This is a genomic window from Delftia sp. RIT313 (assembly GCF_000632165.1).
In the GTDB taxonomy this organism is placed as follows: Bacteria; Pseudomonadota; Gammaproteobacteria; order Burkholderiales; family Burkholderiaceae_C; genus Comamonas; species Comamonas acidovorans.
The window spans coordinates 1-6,768 of sequence record NZ_JFYT01000003.1 but is presented as its reverse complement, the minus strand read 5'-3'; the positions used below and the strand labels follow the sequence as shown (position 1 = coordinate 6,768).

6 protein-coding genes and 2 pseudogenes are annotated in these 6,768 nt (G+C 69.4%); 4 read left to right on the top strand and 4 right to left on the bottom strand.

From position 1 onward, the window contains the following. Nucleotides 1-263: hypothetical protein (locus tag BW39_RS31865; protein ID WP_235264144.1), on the bottom strand; the 263-nt coding region annotated here is incomplete at its 3' end. A 30-nt stretch (nt 264-293) separates the two neighbouring features. Continuing rightward, nucleotides 294-1,682 carry a hypothetical protein gene (locus BW39_RS02555; RefSeq protein ID WP_043819540.1) on the bottom strand — a complete coding sequence of 463 codons (1,389 nt, stop codon included), beginning with the start codon at nt 1,680-1,682 and terminating at the stop codon, nt 294-296. 145 nt (nt 1,683-1,827) lie between these two features. Between BW39_RS02555 and BW39_RS02550 the strand changes: the two genes are divergently transcribed. Both BW39_RS02550 and BW39_RS31860 read left to right on the top strand, forming a co-directional pair. Further along, complete coding sequence (locus BW39_RS02550) at nt 1,828-2,757, top strand: LysR family transcriptional regulator (RefSeq protein ID WP_012203818.1); 930 nt, start codon at nt 1,828-1,830, stop codon at nt 2,755-2,757. Between the two features lie 3 nt (nt 2,758-2,760). Then, nucleotides 2,761-3,300: pseudogene (locus tag BW39_RS31860) on the top strand (tripartite tricarboxylate transporter substrate-binding protein); the annotation flags it as partial. Between the two features lie 168 nt (nt 3,301-3,468). On the opposite strand, the pseudogene BW39_RS31855 reads toward BW39_RS31860, so the two are convergent. Both BW39_RS31855 and BW39_RS02535 read right to left on the bottom strand, forming a co-directional pair. Next, nucleotides 3,469-3,849 (bottom strand): annotated as a pseudogene (locus BW39_RS31855) (tripartite tricarboxylate transporter substrate-binding protein); the annotation flags it as partial. A 162-nt stretch (nt 3,850-4,011) separates the two neighbouring features. After that, a complete protein-coding gene (locus BW39_RS02535; RefSeq protein WP_012203818.1) occupies nt 4,012-4,941 on the bottom strand; it encodes a LysR family transcriptional regulator in 930 nt (309 codons plus the stop codon). A gap of 145 nt (nt 4,942-5,086) precedes the next feature. Here BW39_RS02535 and BW39_RS02530 point away from each other — a divergent pair, with 145 nt between their 5' ends. Then, entirely contained in the window at nt 5,087-6,475 is a 1,389-nt protein-coding gene (locus tag BW39_RS02530) for a hypothetical protein (protein ID WP_043819540.1), read from the top strand. A 30-nt stretch (nt 6,476-6,505) separates the two neighbouring features. Continuing rightward, nucleotides 6,506-6,768: hypothetical protein (locus BW39_RS31850; protein WP_235264144.1), on the top strand; the 263-nt coding region annotated here is incomplete at its 3' end.

Sequence of the window (6,768 nt, the reverse complement as noted above, 5' to 3'; positions counted from 1 at the left end):
TGCGGGGTTGCAAGCCTGCCGAAGGACAGGCTTGCTTCGTGATCTGACTCGCCGTGATGTTTGAACGTAGCGCGCAGCGCGAAGTGAGTTTCACGGCGAACCCCGCAACCGCCACGACGCAGGTTGCCCCGCAGCGAAGCGAAGGGGTCGCGGACATTCGGGTCGTCTTTCTTTGGCCTACCTTTCTTTGACGAATCAAAGAAAGGTAGGTCGGCTGCCGGGCCGAGACCCGGCCTCGAAAAACCACCACCCGGCAGGGTCAAAAACTAACCCGTTGCAGGGAAAAAACCAGCTCACTGCAAAGAAGGCCGCGCCCTCTCAGGCACCCGAGCCCCCAACGCAGCCGGCACATAAGCCGCATCAAAACTACACCCCACCCCAAACTTGGCCTCATTAGCAGAACAAGCAGCAGCAATCCCCGCCGCAGTCGGCTTCACCCCCGCCTCCACCCACTGCATCAACGCAGTCATCAAGGTGGGATAGGTCGCATCGCTGATATAGCTGTGCGTCCCCTGCCGCGTGAAGGTCTGCACCAGCCGGTCCCCGCTGCCGCCCTGCTGCATCACCGCACGAAACCGCGCATCCAGCTCCACAAAGGCCGTAGGGTCGCTGATCCACTTGGCCGAGAGGACCGGCACGCCAATCTTGCCCACGGGGTCGGTGTCATCGGCGAACTTGCGGTAGGCCGCAGGATCGGCGCGGTAGCGCAGCACGCCGGCATTGAGCGCGGCATCGTCGGCCGAGCCCGCATAGACCGCACCCTCGTTGCCGAAGGGGCTGGCGCCGCCCGTGCGCTTGGCCGAGATGTCCTGGAAGTGCATGGTTCCCCAGTTCATGTGCGACTGGATGGCGCTTTCGGGGATCTTGATGACCTTGGTGATGGTGTCGATCTTCGCCTGCTGCGCGGCCGTGCGCTGGGCGGCGGGCTTGTCCAGCGCCAGGCATTCGTTCACGCGCAGGGCCACGTCGGCCTGGCGCATCTTGGCGTCAGCGGGCAGGCCCAGGTTGAGCGCGTACTGCGGCTCATTGGGGCGCGGGTGGTTGGCGCACAGGTACTGGTAGACCACGCGCAGGTCGGTGCGGAAGTCGTAGGCATGGGTGCCGCCGCCCAGCACGCCGCTGGTGAGCAGCACGCCGTCGTAGGGGCGCTCGCCCACGGTCTGCTCGTTGAACATTTCCGCGCCCTTGGCCGCCACGCCCGCACCCCAGGACTGGCCGTGCAGGATGGTGCGCTGCGGCTTGGCCACATGCTGGCGGAAGATGCCGCGCAGGCGCTCGGTGTCCTCGGCGGCGGCGCGCACTTCCACGCCGCCCTGGCGGTAGGTGGAGCCAGCCCAGGCGTAGCCTGCGCGCACCATGATGGACCAGCGCACCAGGTCTTCGGCCGCACGGTCGGCGGTGGGCGCGGCCAGGTCCGGGCCGCCGTGGGCGTGCAGCACGAGGGTGCCGTTCCACTGCGCGGGCTTGGCGATCAGGTAGTAGGCGCCCTTGGAGTCCTGCCCGGCCCAGCAGCTGATGCCCGCAGGAATCTCGGCAGGGCAGGCCGTGCTCTTGGGAGCGGTCTCGATGGAGGTGACCGGCCCGTGCAGCACGGCCGAGCCGCCGCCGCAACCGGCCAGGGCGAGCGCGGCCAGCAGCGAGGCGCTGGCGGGACGCAGGGGGAAATACGCGGATGCTTGCATGTCTTGTCTCCTGTCTTGGCTTCTTGTTGGAAGTCACCTGCCGCGCCGCGGCAAGCGGTCGCATCGGTGACTGGATGGGATTCTGTAGAGGCTTGTCCAATATTTCAAAGATTTTTAGGATATCGGCTGGATACTTTTCACATATATGGAACTGCGCCATCTCCGTTACTTCCTGGCCGTGGCCGATACCGGCCACATCACGCGCGCGGCCGAGCTGCTGGGCATGCAGCAGCCGCCGCTGTCGCAGCAGATCCGCGCGCTGGAGGAGGAGCTGGGCATTGCCCTGTTCCGGCGCCACCCCAAGGGCGTGGACCTGACCGACGCGGGCCTGGAGCTGCAGGGCGAGGCCACGCGGCTGCTGGCCGACTTCACCGCCATGCGCGACCGCATGCAGGCCTTTGCGCGCGGCGAGCGCGGGCGCATCCATGTGGGCTTCACCAGCTCGGCGGCGGCCCATGCCTTCACGCCCGAGGTGCTGCGCCTGTGCCGTGGCCGCCATCCCGACATTGCGCTGGATGTGAGCGAGAACAATGCCGCCGAGATCACCGAGGCCGTGCAGGCCGGGCGCATGCACTGCGGCTTTCTGCGCGTGCCGGTGGCCCGGCCCGAAGGCCTGGTGTTCGAGACGCTGCTGCAGGAGCCCGCGCTGCTGGCCATTCCCGTGGACCACCGGCTGGCGCGCGATGCATCGCGGCCCGTGGCGCTCAGGCAGCTCGATGGCGAGCGCCTGATCCTTGTGCGGCGCACGGGCGCGCCGGGGCTGTATGCGAACCTGCTGGCGCTGTGCGCCCGGCACAAGGTACAGGTGGAGGTGGCCGCCGAGGTGGAACGCATGATGACCAATGTGAACCTGGTGGCGGCGGGCGTGGGCCTGTCCATCGTGCCGGCCTCGGTGCGCGGCGCCCATCCCGAGGCGGTGGTCTACCGCGCCTTCGAGCCCGCCGTGCGGCTGAGCGCCCCGCTCACCCTGGTGCACCGCGAGGCCGGCACGGAAACCGGCGGCGCAGGACCCGCGGCCACCTTCATCGCCCTGGCGCGCGAGCTGGCGCAGCGCCACCAGGCGCCGGGCGGCTGAGGCATGCGGGCACCGCAAGGCACCGATACCGGCCGGCGCGCCCTGCTGGCGGCGGCTGCCTGCGCGCTGGCCTGGCCCGCCCAGGCATTGCCGGCCCGGCCCGCCTGGCCGGGCGCCAGCGTGCGGATCGTGGTGGCCTACCCCGCAGGCGGTGTCAGCGACATGGTGGCCCGCGCCCTGGCCGAGCAACTGGCGCAGCAATGGGGCACGCCCGTGATCGTGGACAACCGCCCCGGCGCCAGCGGCACCGTGGCGCTGGAGCTGCTGGCGCGCAGCGCGCCCGACGGCCGCACCCTGGTCTTTGCCGCCGCCACCGCCGTGGGCCTGGCCGCTGCCTCCGTGACGCCCGTGGCCGGCGTGATGCGCACGCCCATGCTGCTGGTGGGCACGCCGACGCTGAAGGCTGCAGATTTCGAAGGCATGCTGGCCGAGGCGCGCGGCATGCCCGGCGGCATACGCTGGGCCACCACGGGCGAGGGCACGACGGGCCACGCCGTGCTGCAGCGCATAGAGCAGGCCACGCGCATTCCCATCGTGCATGTGCCCTACAAGGGCGGGGGCCAGCAGCTCAACGATGCGCTGGCCGGGCATTTCGAGCTGCTGTCCACCAATGTGGCGCCGCTGCAGCTGCAGCGGCGCCACATTGGTGGACAGCAGCTCGAAATGCCCGGCCAGCGCATCGTTGAGCTGCTGGCCCCCGCCCTTGTAGGGCACATGCACGATGGGAATGCGCGTGGCCTGCTCTATGCGCTGCAGCACGGCGTGGCCCGTCGTGCCCTCGCCCGTGGTGGCCCAGCGTATGCCGCCGGGCATGCCGCGCGCCTCGGCCAGCATGCCTTCGAAATCTGCAGCCTTCAGCGTCGGCGTGCCCACCAGCAGCATGGGCGTGCGCATCACGCCGGCCACGGGCGTCACGGAGGCAGCGGCCAGGCCCACGGCGGTGGCGGCGGCAAAGACCAGGGTGCGGCCGTCGGGCGCGCTGCGCGCCAGCAGCTCCAGCGCCACGGTGCCGCTGGCGCCGGGGCGGTTGTCCACGATCACGGGCGTGCCCCATTGCTGCGCCAGTTGCTCGGCCAGGGCGCGGGCCACCATGTCGCTGACACCGCCTGCGGGGTAGGCCACCACGATCCGCACGCTGGCGCCCGGCCAGGCGGGCCGGGCCGGCAATGCCTGGGCGGGCCAGGCCAGCGCGCAGGCAGCCGCCGCCAGCAGGGCGCGCCGGCCGGTATCGGTGCCTTGCGGTGCCCGCATGCCTCAGCCGCCCGGCGCCTGGTGGCGCTGCGCCAGCTCGCGCGCCAGGGCGATGAAGGTGGCCGCGGGTCCTGCGCCGCCGGTTTCCGTGCCGGCCTCGCGGTGCACCAGGGTGAGCGGGGCGCTCAGCCGCACGGCGGGCTCGAAGGCGCGGTAGACCACCGCCTCGGGATGGGCGCCGCGCACCGAGGCCGGCACGATGGACAGGCCCACGCCCGCCGCCACCAGGTTCACATTGGTCATCATGCGTTCCACCTCGGCGGCCACCTCCACCTGTACCTTGTGCCGGGCGCACAGCGCCAGCAGGTTCGCATACAGCCCCGGCGCGCCCGTGCGCCGCACAAGGATCAGGCGCTCGCCATCGAGCTGCCTGAGCGCCACGGGCCGCGATGCATCGCGCGCCAGCCGGTGGTCCACGGGAATGGCCAGCAGCGCGGGCTCCTGCAGCAGCGTCTCGAACACCAGGCCTTCGGGCCGGGCCACCGGCACGCGCAGAAAGCCGCAGTGCATGCGCCCGGCCTGCACGGCCTCGGTGATCTCGGCGGCATTGTTCTCGCTCACATCCAGCGCAATGTCGGGATGGCGGCCACGGCACAGGCGCAGCACCTCGGGCGTGAAGGCATGGGCCGCCGCCGAGCTGGTGAAGCCCACATGGATGCGCCCGCGCTCGCCGCGCGCAAAGGCCTGCATGCGGTCGCGCATGGCGGTGAAGTCGGCCAGCAGCCGCGTGGCCTCGCCCTGCAGCTCCAGGCCCGCGTCGGTCAGGTCCACGCCCTTGGGGTGGCGCCGGAACAGGGCAATGCCCAGCTCCTCCTCCAGCGCGCGGATCTGCTGCGACAGCGGCGGCTGCTGCATGCCCAGCAGCTCGGCCGCGCGCGTGATGTGGCCGGTATCGGCCACGGCCAGGAAGTAACGGAGATGGCGCAGTTCCATATATGTGAAAAGTATCCAGCCGATATCCTAAAAATCTTTGAAATATTGGACAAGCCTCTACAGAATCCCATCCAGTCACCGATGCGACCGCTTGCCGCGGCGCGGCAGGTGACTTCCAACAAGAAGCCAAGACAGGAGACAAGACATGCAAGCATCCGCGTATTTCCCCCTGCGTCCCGCCAGCGCCTCGCTGCTGGCCGCGCTCGCCCTGGCCGGTTGCGGCGGCGGCTCGGCCGTGCTGCACGGGCCGGTCACCTCCATCGAGACCGCTCCCAAGAGCACGGCCTGCCCTGCCGAGATTCCTGCGGGCATCAGCTGCTGGGCCGGGCAGGACTCCAAGGGCGCCTACTACCTGATCGCCAAGCCCGCGCAGTGGAACGGCACCCTCGTGCTGCACGCCCACGGCGGCCCGGACCTGGCCGCGCCCACCGCCGACCGTGCGGCCGAAGACCTGGTGCGCTGGTCCATCATGGTGCGCGCAGGCTACGCCTGGGCTGGCTCCACCTACCGCCAGGGCGGCGTGGAAGTGCGCGCCGCCGCCGAGGACACCGAGCGCCTGCGCGGCATCTTCCGCCAGCATGTGGCCAAGCCGCAGCGCACCATCCTGCACGGCCAGTCCTGGGGTGCGGGCGTGGCGGCCAAGGGCGCGGAAATGTTCAACGAGCAGACCGTGGGCGAGCGCCCCTACGACGGCGTGCTGCTCACCAGCGGCGTGCTGGGCGGCGGCACCCATGCCTACGACTTCCGCACCGACCTGCGCGTGGTCTACCAGTACCTGTGCGCCAACCACCCGCGCCCCAATGAGCCGCAGTACGCGCTCAACCTGGGCCTGCCCGCTGACGCCAAGATGCGCCAGGCCGACGTGGCCCTGCGCGTGAACGAATGCCTGGCGCTGGACAAGCCCGCCGCCCAGCGCACGGCCGCGCAGCAGGCGAAGATCGACACCATCACCAAGGTCATCAAGATCCCCGAAAGCGCCATCCAGTCGCACATGAACTGGGGAACCATGCACTTCCAGGACATCTCGGCCAAGCGCACGGGCGGCGCCAGCCCCTTCGGCAACGAGGGTGCGGTCTATGCGGGCTCGGCCGACGATGCCGCGCTCAATGCCGGCGTGCTGCGCTACCGCGCCGATCCTGCGGCCTACCGCAAGTTCGCCGATGACACCGACCCCGTGGGCAAGATTGGCGTGCCGGTCCTCTCGGCCAAGTGGATCAGCGACCCTACGGCCTTTGTGGAGCTGGATGCGCGGTTTCGTGCGGTGATGCAGCAGGGCGGCAGCGGGGACCGGCTGGTGCAGACCTTCACGCGGCAGGGGACGCACAGCTATATCAGCGATGCGACCTATCCCACCTTGATGACTGCGTTGATGCAGTGGGTGGAGGCGGGGGTGAAGCCGACTGCGGCGGGGATTGCTGCTGCTTGTTCTGCTAATGAGGCCAAGTTTGGGGTGGGGTGTAGTTTTGATGCGGCTTATGTGCCGGCTGCGTTGGGGGCTCGGGTGCCTGAGAGGGCGCGGCCTTCTTTGCAGTGAGCTGGTTTTTTCCCTGCAACGGGTTAGTTTTTGACCCTGCCGGGTGGTGGTTTTTCGAGGCCGGGTCTCGGCCCGGCAGCCGACCTACCTTTCTTTGATTCGTCAAAGAAAGGTAGGCCAAAGAAAGACGACCCGAATGTCCGCGACCCCTTCGCTTCGCTGCGGGGCAACCTGCGTCGTGGCGGTTGCGGGGTTCGCCGTGAAACTCACTTCGCGCTGCGCGCTACGTTCAAACATCACGGCGAGTCAGATCACGAAGCAAGCCTGTCCTTCGGCAGGCTTGCAACCCCGCA